Here is a 22500-nt window from a genome sequence, read left to right on the forward strand (position 1 = left end):
AAATCTTTGGAAATATACTCAAAGTTGGCAATTACCGATGCTCAAAATGAATATAACGAGGTTATTAATAAATTCCCAATTTAATCCATGTGTTTGCGGGTGGTGTCAGCTACGCTGGTATTACCCCTAGATAGCTTTTATATCATATGAAGGTTTTCCATCAATTAAGGATATAGATCCGAAAGGCAGGATTAATTTTTTCTCCTTTTTAAGTAAGCGACTCTTTATCATTTTTTGCTTGGCTGCTTCATATAGCTTCTCAATTGTAATTAACATTCCATTTAGCCGACGCCATTCTTCAATCATCAAGTATGGATCTTTGACTAAGTAAGATAAGTCTTCATCAGCAACTCGGCCTGACAGATTAGGACTAAATTTAACATAAGGTTGTCCAGAAACTTTATACTTTTCAGCATTTTCGTAGTCATGCTGGCAATCCTTTAAGCGTGACAAATTAATCGTTCCTACATGAGCTAAGAGTCCGATGTCATTAAGATAATCGTTCAGTCGAATATGATCTGTTTCGTAGACATTGCAAGAAACAAATTTCCCTATAACACCATGATAATCGTTTCGTTTAATATCCATTTTGTCTTGGTAGGTTCTAATTACGCCTTTAATGAAATTTGTTTTTCTTTCCAACCGTTTCATCTCAGGATAGTGACCTTTTTTATAGAATGCTTCCATTATTTTTGCAGCTCCGCGAGTTTGTATCTTCATACACTTCCTCCTTAAAATAAGAAACCCCTCGATTGAATCGAGGAGTTTCAAAATTATTTATAAACTATCTTCAGAACATTTTATTAACCAGCCATGCGAATTTCTCTAAGCAGATTTTTACCTTTAGCTTCTCTCGTTGATATGTGGCAGCTATCACCTTGCTTGAGATTTAATTTTTCAACCTCATCCATAAGTGGCCCCACGGCATAGACTTCTGTAGAAATCCCCCTAAAATCAAACAAGAGTTTGAAATATGGTTTTTCTTCACCTACTATAATGCAATCCTTAAGAATGCCATTCATTTGAACAAACTTATCGCTATTTCCCGTTTGTTCAGGTTGATTAAGCCGATTTTTGTTATCAGAAAGATTAGAATTTTTCTCCTTCTCAATTTCATTATCCTTATTAGGAGCTACCTGTTGTGACTTCTTTTTGTTGATCGCTTCCTGTAAAACAAAATCCAATTGTAAGAAGTTCATTCCTCTTTTACTTAATTTTTGGAACCATTCATCAAATCCCTCTATGGAGCCATTACCTTCTTTATATTTATTTTTCAAAATATCTAAATTCTCAAATGAAAGTTCTATTATCTCTTGAGACTTTCCAGTTGGTAAACCCCTAGTGTGATTTGAAAGAGTTTGAAGGTCGCTTGTAAAGATTCCATGCCAATTATTTTGTTCATAAAATGGCTTATAGTAGTCAGGTAATAGAACGATGCCATTTTTAAATTGTTTTTTATTCGTGTCTAACTTATATTTATCAGCCATTTGTAGATATTCTTTTGTTTTAATTGGTACTACCATTAATTTCCCACGGTAGACATCAGAAGCAATCCCTATAAGAGATGCACATTTTTTCAAACAATCTGAGAGAGCAATTTTCTTAGCATTCAAGATAGCCTGGGGATTTGGTTCTGATTTTCCATTTTTTATAACCATTGTTGCATCCCCAAACTGACTTTTTTCGATCCACTCATCGCCACTCCGAATCGCGATTTTTCCTAATATTGATACAGAAAAATTCTGCATATCAATTACTTGCTCAATAACTTCCAATTTCCATCCCTGTGGTTTAAATATTAGATTTAATCGATCTGAAGTGGCTTGTGGACTAACGAATACATAACCATCATGATTTACAGAATAATCATCATAGTGAAATGGGGCGTTTAAACTTTCAAAAGTGTTTTCTACTGAAACAAACATGTTCTTCCTCCTCATTTTTTAATATCATTAACTCTATGTAAAAGGCCAAAAAAACGGAGAAAAGATCCTCACGTTCTTTTGGCCTGAAAGCACTGTAACAAAAAAAGCCCATACAGTGCGATATCCTCTTTGAAATAGGACGGACCTATTCCAAAAAATCGTATCACCCATAGGGCTTATATCTTCAAGGAAAAGCTCAAATAGAGCAAAATTGATAATAATGATTTAATGATATCATATCAATATTTATTGTACAATGACTTGTTAACGAATAAAAAAATCTACACGAACTAGCCTCACATCACCGGCGGCCGCCAGCCGTTCGTCCTGCCGGGTGTTGAATCACATGGAATGGATTATTAAATTAAGAAAGTATTAGACGGGTTCTAATCCATCCGTTGCTGCCATCGAACCGCGATCGATTGCATCAGCCCGCTTACGGAAGAACCAAGTACGTGTGCGGCTGCTATTCGAAGAAAATAAAGACTATGTGGTTTAATGAAAACCGGAATAAGCCCAATTAGTTCAGTTCGATCAATTTCTAAAATACCCGCTTTCCACCCCCATGGGAAAGCGGGTACGTTCATTAATCGTAATAATACATCCGATCCAGGAGATTATCGAGTTCTTCCTTTAGATACTTCCGCATCTGTAGACGCCAATATTCACAGTCGCTAAATTTCACATTAAACAACTCAAGATTCTCATGGAAACCCTTATTCCATGAATTGAAGTAATACTTCTCCTCCATCTCTGTACGAAGTGCATCAAAACTTAGAGCTTTAGCGATTCGAGAGATAATTTGCGGTTTTTGCTTATTGAAAATTTCCACGAGAAGTTTCGGCGCTTCGTTCAAAGCTTGTTTTCCCGCCTCTGTCTGTTTCAAATTATCAAATGAAATTTCAAAATGCATGCTCCAATCTTGGAAAAATGAGTTCGTCCACTTCTGTATCATGCTCCGAATGTGTACCTTAAAATTAGCATATACATTAGCCCTGGTTTCATGCCCTACTCCGATCTTATGATTAAAGTAGAACGTTGATACCGAGCGTCCATGGAACACTTTAGAGGAATCAGCAAAGTTCAAATACATCCCATATCCTTCCTTAGTATTCAGATTAACCATATGGGTTCCGAACTCATCCAACGTTTGTTCCATGTACCCATCCATATTACTCTCCAAAACTGGCTTGAGTGGACTTGTCCCTTGTAGCCACAGCCGACCAGCTAACGGAGGCATATACGCATCATTCACTTCTCGGGAGAGACTCAAAAGAGTATTGTAGAGCTTCTCCTTCGTAAAACTCTTTTCAGCAAAAAAGTCCGTTAAACTATTGAGTGTGTGCAAATCAAGTGAAACAAAATCGACTAGATTAGTACCGCCGAGTTCCTTAGAAAGTTTATCCGCTTCCTGCTTCAAATTACCCAAATATGCCTGATAGGCTGCTTGAGCGTAAGAGTCCGTTTGCGGCCCCTTCACGAAATTCGTGTCACCTTCTTCAATCATCCGATCTTTCTTCATCTTCTCATACAGCACAATATCCGCTCGGGTACGCAAAATCTTCAGTGGTACGTTCTCTAACTTCTTATTATGCGAAACTAAGAGGTCCATGCAAATATCATAGATTGTCGGACGTTCATCTGCACGGCAGAGGAACAAAACAGCATCATAGCGCTTCGCCAACACACGATTCAGTGCGTCTTCAATATCCGCTTTTTCCTCGCCAACCTGAGTAAGTCCTGGCGTATCCAAGATGTTAATTTTTAGCGACTTTCCTGGATACTCAGATTCATGATAAACCTCTTTAAACGCTTCAATAAAATCATTGGATGGCTTTACAGCATAAGCAAGTTCCTCAACCACCAATGAATAGGGACTAGCGGGATCGTATGTTCGATGAATCAGATTCTCGACCTTATCCGTTCCTATAACACCATCTAGAACAATATGGTTCTCATCCAGCTTCTGCCTATCACAAATTTCTAAGATCTCATTTTTGACAAATGTATATAGTTGCTCGAACCAGCCATAGATAGATTTGATTTCGACTTCAAGCTTATCATCCAAACGCTCATTGATGACCTTCTCATAGAAATCACGTTTTTTAGGTTTTGGATGAAGAGACTTCCCTTCCTTCTCCCGCTCTCTGACTTCCTCACGCAGCCCATCCGTGACCATCAAGTATAAATCCTGAATCTTCTCCTGAAGTGTATCTAACCTGGGAAAGCCATCCACACCAGCTTCATTATTCTTTTTAACGTAGTTGTAGTAATGATACGCCCTGTTTTCAGGATCTAGGATACTTTTAAGAAACGTCTCATCTACTTCGACCTCTTCGAGATCATCCCGATTTAAATAAATAAATTCGATCAGCGTCTCGGTTAACTCCGCCTTAATCAGCAATGCATCAAAGCCTTTTACCTTCACCCGGATCAACACCTTATCCGGCATCAGTTTCTCATTCAGCATGAGTAAGGTATAGATCAGAGACGTTTGTATAATACCGATGTTCCGAGCCAGTAATCGATTACTCGAATTTGGCAAAACAGTAGTCAACGTAGATGACTTAGCAGATCCTGACGGCCCCGTGACCTCAATAGTTGGGGCTGCTTCCTGATTACGAAAAAAAGCGATCAATTCCGCAATCGTAAAAGTATTCGTTTGATTGAGTTGGGTCATTTTTCATCCTCCAATAATGATGTAATGATCCCAAACCGCAACCCTGATCCACACAACGGCATAATTTTAATAGGTGCAAAAAGAGACATAGTCTAATAGATAGACCATGCCTCTTTTAAGAGAACCCGGGCCATCAAAGTCTGTACGAAGCAGACTTACAGAACAAAATTCGCGTTTTCGAAGTTCGCGATGTTCTGGTGCAGTGCATGATGCGCTTTGAAATTACTCTCAATATAAACGAACAACCCAAGATTAACAAGCAGAGAAAACAGCCAAAAACCCAGGTAAAATCATCAATCAGGATATAAAATACCCTATTTTCTTTAAAATGCTTACTATTCCTTTTTATCGCTGTCGATGCTGGATAAAGTTTTACGAACCGAGTTCAAGACTCATTCTTAAATCAATAGATCCTTATGAGCTTTCAATAAATCTCTTCTGTGATACTTTCCATCATATAAAGAAAGACTACCCAAAGGTAGCCCCAATCATTAGATTCTCTATGCAATTAGCGACCACTTCCGGGAGAACCAGGAGCACGAGCTGCTAACGCTCCATCCGCCGCTGCCGTCGTGCTCCGATCCGATTGTGGCAGCCCGCTTACGGAAGAACCAGGAGCGTGTGTAGCTGCTGCTTCATCTCGCTGGCAGTGTGCACCGATCGATTACCGCGTGTACACTTTAGGAAAAACGGGGAGTGAGATGCTGCCGGAATCGTTGGGATCGCCAAAAAACAGAAGATATTTTTGCCATCTGGAATTGCCCTTCTTTATTTGAATTTGTTTGATTTCATCGATTCGAATTTATATGAAGAGCTAATTATATTAATAATTTATCTTATAAAAAATAGTATCTAATAAATAAAGACCTTTTAGAACATATTTAAGTGTGCCTAAAGCTAGACTGTACAAGGGTTTATTAAAACATCAGATTATTTTTTTAGACTTCAACTTTATAGATGTAATAATTTTAGACTATTTGATATCTACGTTATTTATTAAGAAAAAAGCATTCCCTAACTAAGAAATGATGCACTCCAATTTCAATTTTTGTATTGTTGTCCACAATCCACAACTTATTTCTGAAAAAATTACGGTAATTTGAATTTACTATTAATAAGCTGAAGTCTTATATTTCTGAAAAAATATCAAATTAACTATTTTAAATGAGCATTTCGGTTATTCCCGGGTTTAAGTTGGGATGAAATTCTATTTATTGATTAATTCCCATGTGAATGATTCAATTCAAACCAAAAGACGGTTAATTATAATCAATACGAATAGCCCCCAAAAATTGCTGGGAGCGGGTACTATGCCATTGCTATATTTTCATTTCGCTTGTAAAGATCCATCATGAAATCCTCTAAGAAAAAAGTTTCATAATGGATAGGAAGTTCTGATCGCGATGGCCGATGTATTTGTAAAATATTTGATTTGATTTCATCACCATATTTCTTCTTCAATAGCGGTAACGCTTTTAAGCACAGTTTTTTAAATTCCTTGATTGAGAAGGTATCTTTAACAGCTCGATAAAACTGAAGAGGACGAACATCGTCCAGCGTACCCTCCTCTCCTATTCCTAAGTACCGATATATACCTGTATCTTTTGCTATCTCCATAAAAATGATAAAGGCACGATCCTGAATTTCGGATTGAAGTGAATGAATAATATCTCCCATGATTAGAAAACCGCTATTTGTGAGCATCTCCTTAATTCTAGTAACTGCAAATCTTATTGTTTTTAAACTAGCATTATGCAAGAGTTGGGCAAGGCGCAAAAATAATTTCCCATTTTCATAATCTACGATCTCGGCTATTTTATGATAGCTTAGCAGAAGACGTAAACGTGAAACGGTTTTGGAGTATGGGATCTTCGCGGGCGGAACCAGACGATATTGAGATCCTTCTACATGTTTAACTAAATATGCAGGATTAACTACACAGCTAAGGGCCCAACGCCCCAGAGAATCTTTTTCTACTGCACTTTCAAGTAGCAAAGGTTGTCCAGCGACGGGTTCTAATGAGGCAAGTGAATTCAATAGCTCCCGTACTTGAGCAGGTCTCGATTTATGTGTAAGGGTATAGATCCAAGAATTTGTCCCTAAGAACTCCTTAAATTTAGTATTAACTTTATCCCCATTTCTAGAGACAATATATAGATAAAGTTTTTGAGCAGCAATCTCTAGTTCTGTAAACGATTTTTTGAAAATTAAGGGGTTAAAGAGTACAAAACGGCCAGTGTTTCTTTTGAAAGATTCAATTTTCCATTCGCTAACAATACCATCTCTTGTAATCGAAAGCAGACCGAGTTTAATAAATTTATGAACTTCAGCATAGAATTGCTCCTTTGATGCAGGAGACTCGTATTCCATATTCATGAGGCAATACAAGCGATGAATCGGCATCCCTACTAAGGTCCCTTCTGTATTAAAGCGACGAAAAATCGTCATCATCAATCTCAAGGACATACTGGTAACATGAAACATACGTAAAGGGTGACTATTATCACGAAACATAAATGATCTATCGTCTGCATATGATTTCTCTAGGTTCAATAAATCAGAGAGGAAGGTGTAATCAACTGAAATGGGAAAAGTAGGTCCAATGGATTTGTTATTTAGCTCCATATAGCTATTTGTATTTGTTACTCCCATTTAATTGAACACCTCCGCTCATTTTTATAATAAAAAAGGTTTGAAAACCCTTGATAGAAAAGGTATAATAGCGCTATAAGACAAAACAAAAGCAGGCCTTCAATAATTCCATTTTTTTTGGAATTTTGAGGCATTTGGATTTAGAGATTTCTGGTGGGGACCTGAGAATCTCAATATGTAATAAAACGGATTATTTGAGTGGTGGTACACTCAATAGACCAAAGCTCCCAGTGGTATGGGGGCTTTTTGCTTTGTAAGAAAATAGAATCCTTCTTTCTTACTTATTCGACAATACCATGACATGAAAAATTAGGCAATCGGAGTACGTTGTATACTTTTTTAGGAGTAGATTGTATACTTCTGCGTGTTTTTAGGAGTAGATTGTATATCTTTAGGAGTGGGATGTATTTTTTTAGGAGTAGATTGTATATATACACGGGAGTAGGTTGTATACTATAAGAAAATAATTATTTCATATTTGGAATTTTTTTTTTTGATTTAGGAGTAGCTTGTATACTATTTTAGGAGTAGGATGTATAGATATAAAAATCAGAATCCGGCCACCACAGTCAAGTGATTTCAGCGGCTGTCAAAAAAATAAAATTAATAGATTGAGTAGGATAATGACAGGGTTGTTAAATCTAAAAAACGTCTGTGCATTGATTGTAAAATAGGAGTAGCTTGTATGATTATTTAGGAGTAGCTTGTATATTTTTTTAGGAGTAGGTTGTATGATTATTTAGGAGTAGGTTGTATATTTTTTTAGGAGTAGGTTGTATATTTTTTTAGGAGTAGCTTGTATGATTATTTAGGAGTAGGTTGTATACTTTTTTAGGAGTAGATTGTATAGAAAAAAACAGCTGTTTAGGCTGTTTTTTTCGGCTTTATGAAAGAAATAAAGTGTTTTTATTTTGTTGAAGAATCCAATTACTAGGTTCAAAATCTATATATTTTTGTTTTTTTGCTCCTTGTCCACGAATGTGGAAACTTGTAACCACATCTTGGTCTTGTAAATAAGTAAGAGCCTGTTGAACATCTTGCGTGGCACGTGCACGATTACCCGTATCGATTTGAATAACATCTAGCAGTTCATCGATGTCAAGAGTGCGGATATTGTTCACGGCTGCCTTAAGTATATGTTGATAGCATATTTTAGCGAATGCCGTTGGTAACTCCGTATAGATGATCATATTTAAAAGGACATAATTACCAGCAATCATATTTTTGAAAATTTTATCATGAAAGGTTATAGAAACTTTACGTTCCTTCCCATCTTCCTCTTGGGTTCGAGCTATCCATCTTAAATTACTTACTATGTGAAAAAAATCTTTTGTTGAATATATACCTTCTATTTCTGGGTCGTAGTATTCTTTCATTATTATTTCAGTAGCAAATATATTATCAAGACTATTTCTGATTGTTTTATATTCTCCCCCTGAAGGGGTGGTGTTCATTTCACGAGCAATATCCTTTAATTCTAACTCTACCGTTTGTGGTCTGCCCTGAAGTAACCAATTTTTTGTAACACTGAGGAACACTCTTCCATCATATTGACTCAATACAACTCCCCTTGTGTTCCTGTAAGCGATTTTCTTCCTATCGATCTCTATATAGGTTCTTGGCCCGTAAGTCTCAATATCTATTTTCTCATACTTTTTAAGTGTTTTTGGTTTTGGTGAAGCAGCAACAAAGAGTCCTCCCGTTATGATATTGTTATCAAGTGGATGATCATTTGATTGACGGTTGAGTTCCCGCTTCAATGTTATCGCTTGTCCGATTGCACTGGCTAATATTTGGACTTTACTGAGCTCGTTATATGTTTCATCCGGAACTGCTCTTTTTGAACTCTGGAGATTAAAGGATTCTCTCAATAACTCTGTTTCTTGTTTACTGATTTTTTCAAACATAGATTTGAGCTCATGCAGATTACAGCGAATAAGACTTCTAGCTACTCTAATAATATCCATATCCATAGCAACCATGATTTCATCTTCGGTCATATCCAAAGATTTGAAGTTTTTCTTACGATTGACTAAAAGCGGGATATCATTCGTGATAATGTCTTGAATCTTCTGTGTCACTTCTACATTCACCTCTTTTCACTCCTCTATTGTATAATGTACATGCCCCGCTAGTCTAGTAAGAGGGTTTTCAATTTTATAAAGTTGAATGATCAATAAATCAAGTTCTTCAGATTTCTGTAAAACATCTCTATGCTGAAAATTGTAGTTATACATTTCACCAAGTGTATTCAGATCTTTTCTGGTAGATTCAATTTGGTCCCACAAATTTTCATTTATGTCCCTCATAACTTTCCCCCACTCAAACTAAACTGAAAGTTTTTCTGTTACATTATGATGAGATCTCCAGGTTGTAAGAAATTTTAATAACTCCTGAATGTAATCTTCTTCAAATTGGTGATTATTTTCAATAAAGTATTTCAAAATATGCTCATCATTTAGACTGCTGGGTCTATAAAGACGAGGTAATTTAAGAGCAGAATATACATCAGAAATAGGGGCGATTTTACCGATCATACTTCTTTCGGAGATGCCTTGGGGATAGCCGCTTCCATCTAGTCTTTCATGGTGAGTTAGACAGAATTGAAGAATATCTGACCCGAAGCCAAGTACTTTTAGTGCGTCATAACCACCTTGAACATGACTAACGATTGTTTGATGTTCTTCTGATGTAATTAATCGCTGTGATTTGAGAATGTCATCAGGTAGTTTAAGTTTACCAATGTCGTGAAGTAGACCGGCAAGGAACATCCGTTCTCCTGTATGTGTATCACAATTGATCTGTATAGCAAGATGGTAAGCAATAAATGCAACAACGACGGAGTGTTCCGCTGTTGCTTGGCAGCGGTACTCAAGAGCAAGAAAGAGTGCTCTTCCTTTCTCCCACTCTACTTGGTCCTTGTATTTGAATAACAATTGTTGAAACAAGTAATGGGAATCCTTCAGCATCTTTTCCATCATTTCCTCCTAAAAAAAAAGACGCGAAACGACCCATTTATGGGTAATTTCGCGTCTTCCGCTCTCAATATATGCCATTTTTTCTATCATACCGTAGGTTGAATATTTTGTAAACTTTTAATGTATAAAGTATTCAAGGGGATTAAGTGTTTGACTATTCCCTGGCTAAACACGGTGGATCGGATCCCGAATTCAAATTAGATCTTGGCCGGCCGCAGCGGAACTACAGAAGAGGGGCGAAAGAATAATACCACATATTGGAGCTATCCGTGCTGCTTGTTAGGTTAGTGTCATAGCCAGATTGATGTAGTGAATTTCGGAGCCGGTCCTCTTAGCGTACGGGAAAACCGGCTTACTAATCAATCGATGGGCTTAACGTACGTTTTCCGCGTTTTGTTGGAAGTACACCCCAACTGGTAGAGAGGGATTATACCATATTGACGAAGCAAAGCAGTTCATGATATTACATCCACTTACCAGGACACTGAGCTGAACTTATAAAGGTAAAATCCCGTTAATACTTGAATACAAAATACTTGTTTCCATCTGTTTTGATATCTCACTTATGAGACTCCGTATCAGACTGTTTGCTGCCTGCAACTTGGGATAAGAAACATTGTTCAGGTAGGTCGATCTATCCTTGATCTAGTTGACACTATTAAATTAGTAATTGTCTATCTGTCTTGATCTATTCTACCTATTAACATGCTTCGATACCTTTTGGTATCAACCTTCTTTCTGACCGTCTTTGCGCGTAGCGCCCAGCCCTCCCCCTAACACCCTTTTAAGTAACTAAGTACGGATTTAGTTGAAGATTTGGTTGTTGTTACTGAATTGGTACATAGCAAAGAATAGGTACAAGTTTAGTAGAAGATGAATAATGAGTAACTAAATGGCTTCTAGATACATATTTAAGTTTCAATTTAGTCGGAAGGTTCTAAATATAAAGAAAACGCATCGTATTTTGTATCCAGTAGCATATAAAAAGATGGAAACAAGTATTTTGTTTTCAAGTGATTATGTTATAATAAATACATAGTATTGAATTTGTATTAGCGAATTTCAAAAGGAGTTGATCGTTTGAGGAAAACCAATTTGGAAGAAAAGCACGAAACCTTAGGTAGCGTAGTAAAAGTTCAACAAGTTATTGATTTCATGGTTTTGGGTGTACTACAACAACAAGGAAAACAATATAACAACCAAATGGAACAGTTTATTCTTCGTAAACTCGACGGCACCGGCGTTAATAATGCCTATCTGACCACACGTCTGCAATTCCTTTATGATAAAGGCTATGTGATCCGTTGGTGGGAAGGTGATAAGCGTTATAATCGATTCTATTCCGTTACAGATAGTGGTGTTACATATTTTCTACAACTGAAGCGCGAGCTGCCTGAACGTGTAGAATTGGCTCAAAAAGTTTATCGTCAATTCGATGCCTATTTACGAGAATTTGATGTCCATTAGAAGCGAGGTAAGCTCATGGATCTAGATTATGAGAAGATAGTCAACGAGCTTAAGATGGTCTTCCCTCCGGGTACTGTTCAATTCCAAAATGGAGGTATGGCCTACATTCCCAATCAGGTATATACAGACCGCATCGAACAAGCTACTGGCTCCCGCTGGAGCCTGGAGTTGCGGGAAACTGAAGTTAATCTTGCTGGACATTATGTGAAAGCTGTGGTTCGGGTACAAATAGGTTCATTTTTTAGAGATGGCCATGGTCTTCAAACGCTTGAAGTTGGTAAAGCATTAGTAGAAGACCAGCTCTCTTCTGCCTTAGACCTAGCAGTGAATCGAGCCTTTATCCATGCAGTCGATAAATGGCAAATGGGATGGCGTGATTTGGCTCCACATCGAAAAAAAGACTGGGGTAGTAACCCTGCACTAAAACATCTTTTAAAAAACGATCCTGGCCCTTCTAGCGAGTCTACCAGTAAGCATCAAATGCAAATGAAGGATATTCATCGATGTTTAATCTGCACAAAAGAACTGTCAATTGAGGAATGGGAAGCATTGGGGCAAATTAAGGGATTAAACCGTCAAAAATTGACCTATTGCTATCCTCACATTCCCAAGCACTATAAAAAACAACTGCCAGATAAAGTAAGAGAAACGTTTGAATCTGCAGGAGAACATTAATAAAATAATGAGGTGTATGCAAATGCTAAGCTACAGAAATATAGTAAGTAATGACGCCGAATTACTACGTTGTGTACTCTTTAGTACACCAGTTATGATAGTTAATAATAATAATAATTCAATCCTTGCCATCACTGTTATTAATAGCTACGATGAACATATTATTATTGTCGATGGGTCCTTCTTTTTTCGATCCGAAATACATATACAACGTTTAGAAATAAAATCTAACGCCGATTTTTTTAATAGCATTATATTTCAGTCATCCGTTGAGATTCATAGTGAAGGTAGTATAGATTACAAAATAATTAATGACTTTAATGATGAATTTATATTTGTAGATAATGCTTTTTATTTCCGTTCTCACTCCAAATTTTTTGTTGCTTAATTTATATGGCCAAGTGTTACTCAAGATCGATTCTCACGGATAAAACAACAGACCAATGCGTTATGATTTCTATTGAAAATTCATTAATAATAAAGTATGATATTCGTATCGATTATCAGGGCTTGACTGGAATACTAGGCAGGCAATGCGGAAGCACCGCTGAAATGAGAACATTAATTTGTTCTTGTTTCAGCGGTGCTTTTTTTTGATAAAATTGAAGGGTGAGTGATACCTGTGATATGTAAACAACAATTTATTGGGAACTTGGAGACTATGGTAGACGGATTTAATTTCTTTTTAGATCAACAAAGCTCTTTTCTGTCTCGTGATCAATTCATAGAAACTTTCCGTCATACTAACTATCCAAATCTCCAACCACGGATTTATGTACAACATGCTTTTAATGATTCTTCTCTTTCTATAGCTGTCGCGATTATAAACGAGAAAACCACAAGCGCTACCGGTTACTTATTAACTGGTGAAGCAATAAAAGCAGATTGTGTATTGAATATAGTCACAATGTCGATACTTCGTCTCTTTAAAAAAAACACGTATTTAGAGCATTTAGAAATCTTAATTCATGTTTGTTCGATGCTAAATAAAGCTATATCTACATTAGACATTTATAAACATTCTACTAGTGATTTCTACTACTTAAATGATTTAAACTATATTGAAAGAATTATGAAATATCAACGGTCTCTACTGAGGTGTAAAACTCTGCACCTAGCTTCAAAGAGGTGGAGTTAACCCAGCGTAGTGGAGCGGGCAATAGCCCCTCTCAAATCAAAGTGTCCCGAGATGAGTTCGCTTGCTTCATCGATGGCCACAATGCTCAGCAGCCGGCGAGATCCTTGTCTCCTGGTTTGCTGCAGACGTTTGGCCACGCAGCTACAGGCGATCGCTTCCTGGTAAGCTGCTAGACCTTTGCTACGACCTGAAGCGCGAGATCCGCGCCACCGTCTTCTGGATATCTTCGCACGTTCACAATCCTATTTTGTTATTCGTGTTACGCTTACGTTTACGTATCGGCGTTAGTCAAGCAAGTTGTCATGGGTCCTGAATTTATATAGTTAAGATGTTCGGATATTCTCAGTTAATGTCCTATTAGAACGTTCAGGATTAAGCCACACTTCTTCGTCTAATGTCCATTTTCGGACTTCTCTTGACCATCGTTCAGGATGGAGGGAGATAGACGCCTTTGGCCTACCGAATTTTATGCCGTCTGCCTTAGCAACCTCATTACCCTCTGCTTGCCGTTGCTTATTTTTTTCCTCTCCTGCTCAGCCACAAATGCTAACAAGCTTAAAAATTGGTCTTCCATAACTTCTCCTAAATCACCCATAGCCCGAAACTTTCTGGAATCAAATAATGTTTCATTATCCAAACAAACGATGTCGGCTTTTAGTTCGCGAGTAATATGCTTCCATTCACTAATTATTCCATCGTAATCGCGTCCTAATCTATCAAGGGCATCCATATAGATTAGATCACCTTCTTTGATCATAAATCTCATTGCCTGATAACGCGGCCTATTAAAATCCTTGCCACTTAATTTATCTACAAAATACATAACGATCGTCAATCCCAAGCTCGCGGAACTTCACAAGCTGCCGTTCGGGATTCTGGTCTATCGCTGAAATGCGTCCGTACCCCATCTTCATCAACGATTCCCCCTGAATTTCGTGCCAAAACATAGTTCACTCTCATGGCACGTGCCTAAACACATTTTATGATGTTTAAACACAATAAAACAAGCTCTTTTCGTTGTGCTGAAAAAGTATGCTTTTTGGCACGCTGCTAAATTTGTAGCATACATAATGAAAGTTAACATAATATTTAATATGTAATTAAGTTAGTTAGCGGATTATAATATGAAAATATGAAAATATGAAAATATGAAATGCGTCATCATAAAAAAAGAGGCTGCTTAAAAAAAATGTTTGGTATACTAAATGGCAAGGACATCAGCCACATTCGCATGAGCAAAAATATACTTGTGGAAATCTTCAATTCGTTTCCCAGCTAATGAAGAAACAGGCTTGTAATCGAGCCTTTTTTTTCTTTGGCAGCATGCGTTACTGGGCATTTGCACGATGAAGTTTTCATCCTACCCCTGCCTTAAATTGGCATATGGGAGCTGGCTAATCTGCCGCGGCATACATAAAGGTCATTTTTTCGTGTTATCTCTAGCGTGCTGTTTTACAGCGGCAGATGGAAACAGCAAAAAGAATCCCAAGAGAGATGTTGTCTCTACTTGGGATTCTGAGGTTATTTATTACAAATGGTTATCTTGCCATCATGATGGAACTCAACTAAAAATTTATTCTCAGGGCTGTACAACCAAGTATCAAAACTAACTGCGGTAACATCATCAATAACTTTTATAACGGAGAATAGATCAGTGTGGATAATAGGTAATCTAGCGTTATCCCAAATGATGTAAAGCGCTATGTTTTCTTTTATTTCAGAGCTTAATTGAACAGAATTATTAATTATTATTTTGTTAATATAGTTTTCCCACTGCACCCTTAAAAATTGGTTCAGAGGGAAATCTATCTGAAACTGTGTGAGTATCTTTTTTGCTTCCTGTTCGGACAATATCTTTATACCATTACCCAACGCTTCAACACATTCTTCAAACAAGGTCATATTGATTTCTCCTATTTATTTAAATTATCAATAATTTTTTTTACATTACTTTCATTTCCATCAAATGGAATTACTAGTTTGGTAGCTTTGTCGCCTTTTCCATTACGAAAGTCTTCAATATTAATATGTGCGCCTTTCTCTGGATCGTAGTCTATTCGCCATCTCACCTTTCCATCTGTTGACTCCCTCCCTATGACCTTCCCAAAACCTGCACTAGATTCTAATCGTCCAATATATGCTTGAGTTTCTCCCATGTCTCCAAGGATATCTAATGTTAAATTTCTAGCTTGCTCGTAAGAACTTACTGATGTTTTTAAAGTCTTTTCTACTCCTTCTCCAGCAAACTCTACAACCCTTTCAATTTGGCGTCCTTCTCTAGAAGCAAGTTTAAATATTAGGCTACCGCCCTTGTATACTTTTCCAATCGGGAGGAATCCTGCTGCTGCCAAAGTTTTATCAAATTTAGCCGAATTAGGATCAAGTAAAGTGTTTACATCGTCCATTATAGCAAAATCCAGTATAGCATTAGCTGTATTAGCAGAAGCATCCATACCTGCTTGCGCCTTACTTACAAACATGCTTTGAACAGCATCGCACCACTCTCTTACATAGCCACTAAATCCGCAGACACTATGTCCACTAGGATCCGTATACCTCAACGGATTATTTTGCACATACGTATACAAATTCAAACTCAGCGGATTGTTCAAATCCCCTTCAACCGTATCTTGGCTAATAAACCGCCCAATCGTAGGATCATAATACCTCGCTCTTAGGTAAATCAATCCACTCTCATCATCCTGCGGCTCACCTGTGTAACGATACGGATTGTTCATTCCCTCCGTCTTGCTCAGTACATTGCCCCAGATATCGTAGTCATACGTGTTGATATTGTTACCCGCGGCATCCTTAATCGCTACCACATCACCATGACCGTTGTAGAAGTAATATCCTGACTTGTTCGTGGTATTGTCAGCTCTCCACAACAGCTCGTTACCCCAAATGTTTCGGGCCTTCACATTGCCATTGGCATCCAATTCCTCAATCACTTTACCATTCAGGTACACATAACGCGTCAGGTTCCCATTCACGTTCTTCGTAGCTCGCAGCCCATCCCCATAATAACTGTATGATGCCGTCGTTCCCGCATGGTTCGTAAAGGATTTCAGTTCATTGACCGCGTTGTAGGTGAAGTCCTGCGTTTCCTCCGGCACACTTTGCACACCCGTCGACTGCATCGTCAATCGGTTGCCTTTTTCATCGTACGTATAGGCGTGGGTTCCACCTGCCCCATCTTCCTCGGCGATCCGGTTTAGTCCGTCGTACGTAAACGTGCTAAGGTTTCCATTTCGCGTCAAGCTGCTAATATTGCCCAACCCATCGTAACCAAACGTCTCCGTCCACGTTGGGGTAGTATTCATGAACTGCTTTTGGGAGATTAATTCTTTAAACCCATCCGTTTTCTTCTCCTGCTTCAAGCCTCCCGATGTTACGCTATACGTATGTTCATTGCTGCTTACCGTATACGCGGGGACCACCGTCCCCATTCCCGGGTACGCCACACTCGTGATCCGGCTTAACGCATCATAACCGTAGCTCACCACCTGCTCATCCGGATACTTGAGCGTACTTAACCGGTCATAAGCGTCATAGCCAAGTCGATAGGACCGGCCGGCTGCCGTTTCTTGATCCATTCGCTTCCAGTTGTCATAGTGGTAACTCAACGCTTCGCCTTCGCTACTTGTCAATGCGGTCAGCAACCGTGTTGCGGCATCATACGTGTTCTGCTTCCAATATATCTCGGTCCCCGATGCATTGGCTACAGAAACGCGGCTTTCTTCGTGATAGGGTGTGTACGTATACGTGGAGGTTTGGCCTGCCTTATCCTTATACGTATTCACGAGTCCATTGGTTGTATAGGCGATGCTTTCTACACCACCCGCCGCATTCGTTTTCACCAGTGGCCAACCCACTTCGTTGTACGTGGTGCCTTTTTGCTTAACCCCGTTGATGGACCAAGCGATCACACCACCGTGGGCATCGTACACATACGTATGCTTTTGGCCCTTATCATCCTGCACATACGTAAGATGTCCCGCTCCATCGTACCCATACTTCGTGGTTTGTGTTTTCCCTTCACCAGTCACCGATTTTTGGACAAGCTTACCGCTTGGATTATAGCTGAAGGCGGTCACTCGTTCTTTGGTTGCACTTTTCTCCACCTGTTTCGTTACACGACCGTAAGGATCCGTGAATGTCCACAGTTGTCTACCGTCCGCTTCTACGGTTTGGCTTGTCTGCTGCAACTGGCTCATGGAACCGTTGGGTGCATACGCTGCGTTGGCGTAGCTTGTGGTCATCGTTTCGTTCATCGCATTGGTTACCGAGGTCACCCCGAATGGACCGTAACTCCTGGTTGTACGCAGTTGTTCTTGGTTAAACGGCAACGACTTCACCACAAACATCCCTGTCGCATCCGTTTGATTCACCAGTACGGTTCTTTCCTGCGCGCCCGACTTTTGTTTTTGTTGTTCCACCTCTCCGTAAGGTGTATACGTGATAGTTGTGGAAAAACCATCCGGCATGCTTTTGGTTACTCTCCGTATCGCATCTTCATACGTATACGTGGTCGTACGCGCCTCACTAAGGTTCAATGACGCTGGAATAAACGTTAATTTCTGGATTCGATTTTTATCGTCATATTCGTAATTCGCCGTACTTCCGTCCGGATACGTCTGTTTTGTTAGCCGGTCTCGACTGTCATATAGGTAGCCCGATGTTAAAGCCGTTGGTAAACTGTCCGTCGCCAAGCGAACTTGTGTTGTTGATTGGGTCACATGATTTTTTTGCGCATCGTATTGAAAGTCCCTTACGGTTGTGATCGGTTGTTGGCCATATTGCGTTCCACCGACCGTCTCCGTCATTTTGGTGACCACCCCAGTGACCACGTCAATGATATAATCTGTCGTTATCGTATCCGTCATGGATTCCGTTGGCGCAGCCGGGTTCCGATACGTTTGTTGTTGGATGCTCTTCTGAATTCGGCCATGTCCTGGATCATAACACACATACGTTCTGATCACATTACCGTCCTCATTGGTTTCATTGCATGTTTTTCTCGTGTTCACATACGTATAGTCTTCCTGGTTGATGGTGAGTCCATCGCCGGATGTCACCTTTTGTTGACTGATACGATGGTCCACCCCATTGTAGGCCATTTCGGTTCTGTTGTTCAGCGAGTCTTGTTGCTTCGTCACGTATCCCCAAGAATCATAGTTATATTGCGTATACGTTGCATACTGAGACAGGCCCGACGGAAGATCTGGGCTGTTCCCGTTGAGCAGAAAACTCTTGATGTTAGCCGGTTTGACATCGGATGCACCCATGTCCGACCAGTTTTTCACCAAATAGGGCTTTGTTTTCCCTTCCTCATACTGGTAAGAGGTCACCATCGTCCCCAGTGTATAGTGGACATCCTCACTGGTAACATTCAGAGCTGTCGTATTCTCCACCTTACGGCTGATTAATTTGGGAACAACATGCTCCCGATTGATCACATATTGATGCGTGGTGGCGTCTGTATACGATCCGTAATCGGTGGTGATGGTCGTCGTCATTTGATCACCACTACGGTAGGATCCACTTGCACTCAATCGAAAATTCCCTTGGGGCCCGTTTGTTTTTGCCGCCGTCCATACTTCCGGTGCCGATGCAGGGGAGCCGCCCGTTACGGTTTGTGTTAATTTTTTTACTACGCCATCGCTGTTGGTATAACTATGGTACACATTGACAACCGGCTGGTATCCCTTATAGGTAATGACATAGGGATCCAAATAGTTATGAATCGTTCCCCTTTTTCGGTTTCGTTCCTCGTAAGTCGCGTAGTTTCTCCAATTGGAGTCATAGGCTTGATAGGTGAATTGTGTGGTATAGCCGATGTCATCCACGACTTCTTTTAGCAGCATCGTTCTCACATTTTGATAACCCATCATCCGTGCATCCACCTGGCTCGATTCTACCGCTTGTCCGTTAGCTGTTACATCCAGGATCGGGTTCCCGTTACCATCTAGATAGACTTGGTAGTCATCCTCCATATTGATATCCGCTAGCCGTTCATCCGGGTTATAGTAGGTGTACGTTTTTATCACTTTTTGGGCAAGTTCATCTTTCACATTGTCCAGTTTATAGCCTCTTCTTTCTTGGCGCCAAATGGGATTTCCGTCACTATCGGAATCGGAAACCCATATCAGGTGGGGGGACTTGGTATAGATCAAATTCTTAATGACCTGTCTATTCGCATCGGTAGCTTTGATTCCGAGTACACCCTGAGAATTGATAACCGTCATTTCCACGGTTCGGTTCAAGGAATCCTGGATGGTTACGCTATAGACCCCGCTGCCTCTAGTCATTGTATAGGTGATTTTATCCCCGTATTGATTCGATTTGATAATCATGTTCGGCGAAAATACGTAACTGATTTGACCATCGACCACGATTTCATAATTATCCTGGGGTAAGTAATTGCATTGTACATTGTCATACGGATAGTTATAGGGCTTGCTTTCCCCATTCTTACACTTATACGTGGTTCCATCTTCCAGCGTCGCTGTAAGTTCACGTATATAGTCGCCTTCTTGCTCTCCGCTGTTAGTGTAAGTGATCCCACCGTAATTCTCACTATAATACATATAATTGCTGGCTTTGTATTGCTGTATCCCCACTTGAGACCCGATGGAATAGGAAGGGATATTAAGCGTCCATCCAGTGGCCACTTGATTGTGATGATTCAAGGGTGCATCTACTAAGGTTTTGCCACATTCCGGATAGTTGTTTCCATTAGGTGCGTACTCATTCTGATAGGTGCAACTATACGTGGATGTCCAATAATCCTCGGCGTTGGCCTGCATCGAATTATAGCTTCGGGTAATTTGCAAATCCAACCCGTTTTTACCCGGTAAATAAAGATCCACATCCCGCTGCACGCTGGAACGGTGAATCACATCCACATCCCCGTCTATTTGTACTTTATACGGGATCGTATCTTTGGGCTGTTTGAACGAATAATCATCACCTGGAGGTATGAAAAGCGCGCGCGCCTGCTGTGTTTTACTCTTGTACACAGACTCCGTCACAGCACCGTATGTGGAGTCCGCCACCGTAGGTTGGGGTGGTGTTATTTTATTGATGACAATGGGAGTCCAGGTTTGCAGCAACCCTTTTTCCGTTTCGGTAAATTGTCTGCTTTTGCTCTTGACCCCTTCATCTGTCCACGAAAGTACTTCATTGATTTGTTCCTTGGTTAGCAGCTTGGTTAAGATCGGATAGTAATAAGCCGCGACTTGGATCATCGGCTGCGAATACGATTGTTGAATATGAGCAATCTCTTCTTGGGTAAACAGCCCCCAGTCTGCGGCCGTTGTTGCGCTAGCATTAGGGTTTTGATAGGTAGCCTGAAAGACGGTGGGATTCGTATATACAGAGGAGCTTACGCTCCCTGTAGTCCCTATCCATGGGTTATCGGCAGCCGCCGCAGGTGAAACCAGACTCGTGATGATTAAAATAAGACTGAGCACGAGACTAAATGATCGTAAAAAGATTCGTTTATACATGAGTACCCCCGTCATCCATTATTTGAGTATTGTATTTCACTTACGTGTCTAACACGTTTACTTTTTTATAGTCCAACCAATCGACGTTCTGGCATCGTCAATACACTGATTTTCTGGGCTTTTGATCGAGGTTCCACCATCGACCACTTCACTGCTCTCTCTGTGATTCCCGGACTTACGGCTTTGTTCCACCCATCGGCATAACCACTCAACACATCAGTATGTGTATCGAATGAACCATTTTTAAGTGATGCTAGTGGAAATTATATAAGTGGGAGAACGGCGCAGATCGGAACGGCAACACTCGGTTATCAAACATTGACCTTACAGGGAAGCAGTTCCGACCAACGCAGTATGGGCAAGGGTGCACTTATTCTTAACTTCCCAAGCAAGTGGAGGATCAGGGACCATCTACATTGACGAAGTCAGTTTTGTTTATATTAACTCAATTCGTTCTAATACTCTTTTACTCTTTAAAAAATTCATAGATACACCCCGAAATAATTTCATCTTACCGTCCACTTGCTCTCCATTCCCCGCTGCAGCATGCCAGTCAATACACGGTATCCTCATCATCAAGTGCTTTCCACGCGTCGGTCGCGGTGTCTAAAAAACTTCTCGCACTCGTTTAGTAGCCAAGTACTTCCATCGGCTTCAGGTGCAATCCCAAACAACCCTTGACGGTTGTGCAGCGCACCGATAATACCCACAACATAGGTACCGTGTCCATTCGCATCTGAATAATTACTGAACAGCACTGCCATTGTTCGTTTGTTTACGTGTATAGTTAACTTGAATAATGAAGTGTGGCCTGATCGATATAGAAAGTTCCGCTTCCTCCCGCCGCGGTTCCCTGCAAATAAATATGTACCCTTACACTAGCTGTGTTCATGGGAGTAACCCCGCTCATTGTCTTCGATGTATAGCCAGGTAATATCGTCCCCATTTCTGATGTTGCTGTACTCAACGTGGTTCCACTTGCATCCACGAAGCTGAGGGCAAACACTACTTTACTGTTGGTTAATTGTGGAATCTGCATCATGGCCTGGAACGTATATGGCTTATTCCCTTCCATCGCCACATCTTGATATAGAAACAATTTGCCCCCAACTGGTATTGTTGACGCACTGATTTTCTGGACCTTTGATCCTGACGTTCCACCATCGACCACTTCACTGTTCTCTGTGATTCCCGGACCTACGGCTTTGTTCCAACCATTGGCAATTCCGTTAAGACCTCCAATCGCTGTTTCAAATGAACCATTTGAAAGTAAATTATCATCATTCGTATATCGTAAACTGGCCTGGTCGATATAGAAGGTTCCACTTCCTCCCGCCGCGGTTCCCAGCAAATAAATATGTACCCTTACACTAGCTGTGTTCATGGGAGTAACCCCGCTCATTGTCTTCGATGTATAGCCAGGCAATGTCGTTCCCATTTCTGATGTTGCGGTACTCATCGTGGTTCCACTTGC

General features: G+C 40.0%; 17 protein-coding genes and 1 pseudogene. 4 read left to right on the forward strand and 14 right to left on the reverse strand.

Annotation, left to right across the window (positions count from 1 at the left end; translation table 11 throughout):
- Positions 1-126: 126 nt before the first annotated feature.
- From LRL21_RS43790 to LRL21_RS43805, 4 genes are all read right to left on the reverse strand, one after another.
- Positions 127-720: a hypothetical protein gene (locus tag LRL21_RS43790; protein WP_240422031.1), complete on the reverse strand. Its 594-nt coding sequence runs from the start codon at positions 718-720 to the stop codon at positions 127-129.
- Between the two features lie 83 nt (positions 721-803).
- Positions 804-1925, reverse strand: a complete 1122-nt coding sequence (locus LRL21_RS43795) for a Rad52/Rad22 family DNA repair protein (RefSeq protein WP_240422032.1) — start codon at positions 1923-1925, stop codon at positions 804-806.
- A gap of 386 nt (positions 1926-2311) precedes the next feature.
- The gene (locus tag LRL21_RS43800; protein WP_240422033.1) at positions 2312-2512 is read right to left on the reverse strand and encodes a hypothetical protein; all 201 of its coding nucleotides are present in this window, start codon (positions 2510-2512) and stop codon (positions 2312-2314) included.
- On the reverse strand, positions 2512-4605 hold the full coding sequence (locus LRL21_RS43805) for a GTPase domain-containing protein (RefSeq protein ID WP_240422034.1): 2094 nt from the start codon (positions 4603-4605) through the stop codon (positions 2512-2514). Before LRL21_RS43805 ends, LRL21_RS43800 begins: the two co-directional genes overlap by 1 nt.
- A 572-nt stretch (positions 4606-5177) precedes the next feature.
- Between LRL21_RS43805 and LRL21_RS43810 the strand changes: the two genes are divergently transcribed.
- Positions 5178-5381, forward strand: a complete 204-nt coding sequence (locus LRL21_RS43810; protein ID WP_240422035.1) for a hypothetical protein — start codon at positions 5178-5180, stop codon at positions 5379-5381.
- Between the two features lie 532 nt (positions 5382-5913).
- Here LRL21_RS43810 and LRL21_RS43815 read toward each other — a convergent pair.
- From LRL21_RS43815 to LRL21_RS43825, 4 genes are all read right to left on the reverse strand, one after another.
- A complete protein-coding gene (locus LRL21_RS43815; RefSeq protein WP_240422036.1) occupies positions 5914-7257 on the reverse strand; it encodes a hypothetical protein in 1344 nt (447 codons plus the stop codon).
- Positions 7258-8141: 884 nt separating this feature from the next.
- Complete coding sequence (locus LRL21_RS43820; protein ID WP_240422037.1) at positions 8142-9350, reverse strand: hypothetical protein; 1209 nt, start codon at positions 9348-9350, stop codon at positions 8142-8144.
- Positions 9351-9356: 6 nt separating this feature from the next.
- Positions 9357-9566 carry a Spo0E family sporulation regulatory protein-aspartic acid phosphatase gene (locus tag LRL21_RS47180; RefSeq protein ID WP_420832575.1) on the reverse strand — a complete coding sequence of 70 codons (210 nt, stop codon included), beginning with the start codon at positions 9564-9566 and terminating at the stop codon, positions 9357-9359.
- An 18-nt stretch (positions 9567-9584) separates the two neighbouring features.
- Positions 9585-10205, reverse strand: a complete 621-nt coding sequence (locus LRL21_RS43825) for an HD-GYP domain-containing protein (RefSeq protein WP_240422038.1) — start codon at positions 10203-10205, stop codon at positions 9585-9587.
- 1110 nt (positions 10206-11315) lie between these two features.
- Between LRL21_RS43825 and LRL21_RS43830 the strand changes: the two genes are divergently transcribed.
- Genes LRL21_RS43830 through LRL21_RS43840 form a run of 3 tightly spaced genes read left to right on the forward strand, consistent with a single transcriptional unit; the run spans position 11316 to position 12765 of the window.
- A complete protein-coding gene (locus LRL21_RS43830) occupies positions 11316-11702 on the forward strand; it encodes a PadR family transcriptional regulator (RefSeq protein WP_240422039.1) in 387 nt (128 codons plus the stop codon).
- 15 nt (positions 11703-11717) lie between these two features.
- Positions 11718-12377, forward strand: a complete 660-nt coding sequence (locus LRL21_RS43835; protein WP_240422040.1) for a hypothetical protein — start codon at positions 11718-11720, stop codon at positions 12375-12377.
- Between the two features lie 16 nt (positions 12378-12393).
- Positions 12394-12765 (forward strand): hypothetical protein, encoded by a 372-nt coding sequence (locus tag LRL21_RS43840; RefSeq protein ID WP_240422041.1) that lies wholly within the window; start codon positions 12394-12396, stop codon positions 12763-12765.
- Positions 12766-13511: 746 nt separating this feature from the next.
- On the opposite strand, the gene LRL21_RS43845 is transcribed toward LRL21_RS43840, so the two are convergent.
- From LRL21_RS43845 to LRL21_RS43870, 6 genes and pseudogenes are all read right to left on the reverse strand, one after another.
- Complete coding sequence (locus tag LRL21_RS43845) at positions 13512-13652, reverse strand: hypothetical protein (RefSeq protein WP_240422042.1); 141 nt, start codon at positions 13650-13652, stop codon at positions 13512-13514.
- 300 nt (positions 13653-13952) lie between these two features.
- A pseudogene (locus LRL21_RS43850) lies at positions 13953-14429 on the reverse strand (recombinase family protein); the annotation flags it as partial.
- Between the two features lie 607 nt (positions 14430-15036).
- Entirely contained in the window at positions 15037-15417 is a 381-nt protein-coding gene (locus LRL21_RS43855; protein ID WP_240422043.1) for a CDI toxin immunity protein, read from the reverse strand.
- A gap of 11 nt (positions 15418-15428) precedes the next feature.
- Positions 15429-21026, reverse strand: a complete 5598-nt coding sequence (locus LRL21_RS43860; protein WP_240422044.1) for an RHS repeat-associated core domain-containing protein — start codon at positions 21024-21026, stop codon at positions 15429-15431.
- Positions 21027-21601: 575 nt separating this feature from the next.
- Positions 21602-21790: a S8 family serine peptidase gene (locus LRL21_RS47185; protein WP_275901204.1), complete on the reverse strand. Its 189-nt coding sequence runs from the start codon at positions 21788-21790 to the stop codon at positions 21602-21604.
- Between the two features lie 23 nt (positions 21791-21813).
- On the reverse strand, positions 21814-22500 hold a 687-nt coding region (locus LRL21_RS43870; protein ID WP_240422045.1), incomplete at its 5' end, for a hypothetical protein.

This window comes from Paenibacillus periandrae, assembly GCF_022458865.1.
Classification (GTDB): Bacteria; Bacillota; Bacilli; order Paenibacillales; family NBRC-103111; genus Paenibacillus_S; species Paenibacillus_S periandrae.

Excerpts from the sequence above, each read along its gene's own strand:
- LRL21_RS43790 (WP_240422031.1), bottom strand. The coding sequence starts at position 720 with ATGAAGATACAAACTCGCGGAGCTGCAAAAATAATGGAAGCATTCTAT.
- LRL21_RS43795 (WP_240422032.1), bottom strand. The coding sequence starts at position 1,925 with ATGTTTGTTTCAGTAGAAAACACTTTTGAAAGTTTAAACGCCCCATTT.
- LRL21_RS43800 (WP_240422033.1), bottom strand. The coding sequence starts at position 2,512 with ATGAACGTACCCGCTTTCCCATGGGGGTGGAAAGCGGGTATTTTAGAA.
- LRL21_RS43805 (WP_240422034.1), bottom strand. The coding sequence starts at position 4,605 with ATGACCCAACTCAATCAAACGAATACTTTTACGATTGCGGAATTGATC.
- LRL21_RS43815 (WP_240422036.1), bottom strand. The coding sequence starts at position 7,257 with ATGGGAGTAACAAATACAAATAGCTATATGGAGCTAAATAACAAATCC.
- LRL21_RS47180 (WP_420832575.1), bottom strand. The coding sequence starts at position 9,566 with ATGAGGGACATAAATGAAAATTTGTGGGACCAAATTGAATCTACCAGA.
- LRL21_RS43835 (WP_240422040.1), top strand. The coding sequence starts at position 11,718 with ATGGATCTAGATTATGAGAAGATAGTCAACGAGCTTAAGATGGTCTTC.
- LRL21_RS43840 (WP_240422041.1), top strand. The coding sequence starts at position 12,394 with ATGCAAATGCTAAGCTACAGAAATATAGTAAGTAATGACGCCGAATTA.
- LRL21_RS43855 (WP_240422043.1), bottom strand. The coding sequence starts at position 15,417 with ATGACCTTGTTTGAAGAATGTGTTGAAGCGTTGGGTAATGGTATAAAG.
- LRL21_RS43860 (WP_240422044.1), bottom strand. The coding sequence starts at position 21,026 with ATGTATAAACGAATCTTTTTACGATCATTTAGTCTCGTGCTCAGTCTT.
- LRL21_RS47185 (WP_275901204.1), bottom strand. The coding sequence starts at position 21,790 with ATGGCAGTGCTGTTCAGTAATTATTCAGATGCGAATGGACACGGTACC.